This is a genomic window from Kitasatospora sp. NPDC093806 (assembly GCF_040683335.1).
GTDB lineage: Bacteria > Actinomycetota > Actinomycetes > Streptomycetales > Streptomycetaceae > Kitasatospora.
Genome location: NZ_JBFBDO010000236.1, coordinates 1 through 3352 on the forward strand (window position 1 = coordinate 1; position 3352 = coordinate 3352).

General features: G+C 73.7%; 4 protein-coding genes. 3 read left to right on the top strand and 1 reads right to left on the bottom strand.

Translation table 11 applies throughout. The features are described from left to right. Window positions 1–50: 50 nt before the first annotated feature. Window positions 51–1190: a sensor domain-containing protein gene (locus AB0N76_RS39565; protein ID WP_363565705.1), complete on the bottom strand. Its 1140-nt coding sequence runs from the start codon at window positions 1188–1190 to the stop codon at window positions 51–53. A 384-nt stretch (window positions 1191–1574) separates the two neighbouring features. Between AB0N76_RS39565 and AB0N76_RS39570 the strand changes: the two genes are divergently transcribed. The 3 genes from AB0N76_RS39570 to AB0N76_RS39580 all read left to right on the top strand — a co-directional run. Continuing rightward, window positions 1575–1991 (top strand): NADH-quinone oxidoreductase subunit A, encoded by a 417-nt coding sequence (locus tag AB0N76_RS39570; RefSeq protein WP_363565702.1) that lies wholly within the window; start codon window positions 1575–1577, stop codon window positions 1989–1991. Next, window positions 1982–2674, top strand: a complete 693-nt coding sequence (locus tag AB0N76_RS39575; protein ID WP_363565703.1) for an NADH-quinone oxidoreductase subunit B family protein — start codon at window positions 1982–1984, stop codon at window positions 2672–2674. Before AB0N76_RS39570 ends, AB0N76_RS39575 begins: the two co-directional genes overlap by 10 nt. Next, window positions 2671–3352 (top strand): NADH-quinone oxidoreductase subunit C (locus AB0N76_RS39580; protein WP_363565704.1); only part of this gene is annotated, 682 nt, incomplete at its 3' end. The genes AB0N76_RS39575 and AB0N76_RS39580, both read left to right, overlap by 4 nt.

Genomic DNA, 3352 nt, shown 5'->3' on the forward strand with positions numbered 1-3352 from the left:
GCCCCGTCGCGCTCGCAAGCGCGACGGGGCCCGAGGCGTGCGCGGGGGGCTCAGCGGCGGGTGGTGCGGGTGTGCCAGGGGAGCTCGACGGTGACCGTGGTCGGGCCGGCGTGCGGGCTCTCCACCAGGAAGACCCCGTCCACCGCGCGGATCCGCTCGGCCAGCCCGGCCAGTCCGCTGCCCGGGTAGGGGGCCGCGCCGCCCTTGCCGTTGTCCTGGACCAGCAGCATCAGCTGGTCCTCGGCCCGCCAGACGTCCACCGTGGCCGAGCGGGCGCCGGAGTGCTTGGAGATGTTGGTCAGCAGCTCGCTGACGGTGAAGTAGGCGATGCCCTCGACCGCCGAGTCCGGCCGTTCGGTGCCGCCGTCCTTCGCCTTCAGGTCGACGTGCACCTTGACCCCCTCGGGCACCGTGCAGCGGGCCGCCACCGAGGAGAGCGCCGCGTCCAGGCCGCGGTCGGTGAGCACCGCCGGGTGGATGCCCCGGGCCAGGTCGCGCAGCTCCTGGAGGGCCAGCTTCACCTCGCCGTGCGCGCTGTCGACCATCTTCGCGGCGGCGGCCACGTCCTCGGGCGTCTCGGTCTCCCGCAGCCGCTCCTTGGCCAGGCCGAGGTCCATGGCCAGCGCCACCAGCCGGGCCTGGGCCCCGTCGTGCAGGTCGCGCTCGATCCGGCGCAGGTCGGCGGCGGCGGTGTCGACCACGGTGCCCCGGTCGTCCTCCAGCTCGCGGACCCGCTCGGACAGCGCCCCCGGGTAGAGCAGGACCTCCACCAGCATCCGGTCCACCGCCGACTGGGCGCGGACCGCCCACGGCAGCGCCGGCCAGCCGACCACGATGAAGATCAGCGTCAGCGCGAAGCTGAGCACGCCCCACGGCAGCATCAGCACGTTGTAGAGCGCCGAACGCCAGGACAGCGCGTCGGTCAGGTGGGCGATCGCGAAGCCGGTGACGCCCGGGCGGGGGCGGTGCACGGGCTCCGGCTCGTGCACCGCGGAGCCGTACAGGGCGCGGGCCCGGCCGCGGGCGAAGCCGCCCATCGCCCGGCAGCCGGCCAGCCCGGCGGCGAGCAGCGGCAGGCCGATCACGGTGACCGAGAGCGCCAGGCCGACCGCGAGCGTCACGATGGTGAAGACGAAACCCGCGATGCCGATCGGCAGGTTCAGCAGCAGCCGCCCGGCCTGCCGCCACATCCGCGCGCCGTACAGCGGAGTGCGCTCGGCGGGTGCCGCCGGCTCCTGGCCGACGCCCCCGTCCCGGCGGTGCAATGGCTTCATCTCGGTCTACCGTCCCTCTCGGTCGAGCTGATGATCCCAAGCTTGGCCGGTCCGGGGTGCCCGGGGCCATGGGGGTGATCCGTCTCCCCGGGCGGGGGTTATCCCCACCCTGACCGGGCCCGTCGGTTTGTCCGACGGTTGTCCACCGGTTGTCCACCGGGTGTCTTGCGGATCGGGCGGGGTGCGGCGGAGCGGTGGTGTGCACTTAGACTCACGCACTGGCGAAGGTTATGAACGTGTAAAGGGACGTCGTAGAACCGCCCCTGGGGCAGGTTCCACGGCCGATGTGGAGGCGAGGGCATGGAGGGGCAGCAGGCGGCTGTCGCCGCGGCCGACCCGGCGGCCGGCAGCGGCTACTTCGACGCGTACGCCGCGATGGGACTGCTCGCCGTCATCGGCGTGCTCTTCGTCGCGGTCGCGTTCACCGCCAACCGGCTGTTGCGGCCGGTGGTGTACTCGCCCGAGAAACTCCTCGCCTACGAGTGCGGCGTGGACCCGGTGGGGGAGGACTGGGCGCACACCCAGGTCCGCTACTACGTCTACGCCTTCCTGTACGTGATCTTCGCGGTCGACGCGATCTACCTGTTCCCGTGGGCGACCGTGTTCGCCTCCGCCGGGTACGGCGCCGGGACGCTGATCGAGATGTTCGTCTTCATCGGCTTCCTCGCGGTCGGCCTGCTCTACGCCTGGAAGAAGGGCGTTCTCGAATGGACGTGACGCACACCCACTCGCACGGGCACGACGCCGCCGGCGGTCCGGTTCCGCTGGGCGTGCCCGACCCGTCGCGCCCCGGCGCCGCCGTCGAGCGGCGCGGCATCGGCCCGCTGGCCCGGCTCGCGCCGGACCCGGTCAAGGTCGTCCTCAACTGGGGGCGGCGCTACAGCCTCTGGTGCTTCAACTTCGGCCTGGCCTGCTGCGCGATCGAGTTCATCGCCGCGTCCATGGCCAAGCACGACTTCATCCGGATGGGTGTCATCCCGTTCGCGCCCGGCCCCCGGCAGGCCGATCTGATGATCGTCTCGGGGACCGTGACCGACAAGATGGCGCCCGCCGTCAAGCGCCTCTACGAGCAGATGCCCGAGCCGAAGTACGTCATCTCCTTCGGCGCCTGCTCCAACTCCGGCGGCCCCTACTGGGACTCCTACTCGGTCACCAAGGGCGTCGACCAGATCATCCCGGTCGACGTCTACGTGCCCGGTTGTCCGCCCCGGCCGGAGGCGCTGCTCCAGGGCATCCTCAAGCTCCAGGAGAAGATCGCGGCGGAGTCGCTGCCGGGCCGCTACACCGCGCCCGCGGCGGCGCTGCGCCGTCCGCTGGTGCCCGGGCCCGGCTCGGTCGGCACGTCCGATGCCACCGGTTCCGCCGACGCGTCCGGTTCCGCCGAGGGAGGGGCCTCGTGACCACGGCCGAGCAGTACGCGGCGTCGGTCGGGGAGTGGGCGACCGGCGCCGAGGCGTACGGGCTGATCACCGTCGACGTGCCCGCCGAGCACTGGATCGAGGCGCTCACCACCGCCCGGGACACCCTGGGCCTGCGCTTCTTCGACTGGCTCAGCGCCGTCGACGAGCTGGCCGACGGCTTCTCGGTGGTCGCCCACCTCGCCGCCGTCGAGGCCCCCGGCGTCCGCCACCTGGCGCTGCGCACCCGGGTGCCGCGCGACAGGGCCGCGCTGCCGACCGCCGTCCCGGTGTACGCCGGGGCCGCCTGGCACGAGCGCGAGACGCACGAGATGTTCGGCATCGACTTCCCCGGGCACCCCTACCTGGCCACCCTGCTGCTGCCGGACGGCTTCGAGGGGCACCCGCTGCGCAAGGAGTTCGTGCTCGCGGCCCGGGTCGCCAAGGCCTGGCCGGGCGCCAAGGAGCCGGGCGAGTCCGACCACGGCGACGGGCCGGCGCGGCGCAAGATGCAGCCGGCCGGTGTGCCGGACCCGAACGAGTGGGGGCCGCTCAAGGGCACCCTGCCGCCGGTCGCCGAGCGGCCCGCGCGGGCCGCCCGCGCGGCGGGTGCGGCACCGGCCACACCGGCGGCAGCGGCACCGGCGGCAGCAGCACCGGCCGCAGCCGCCCGCGGCGTCC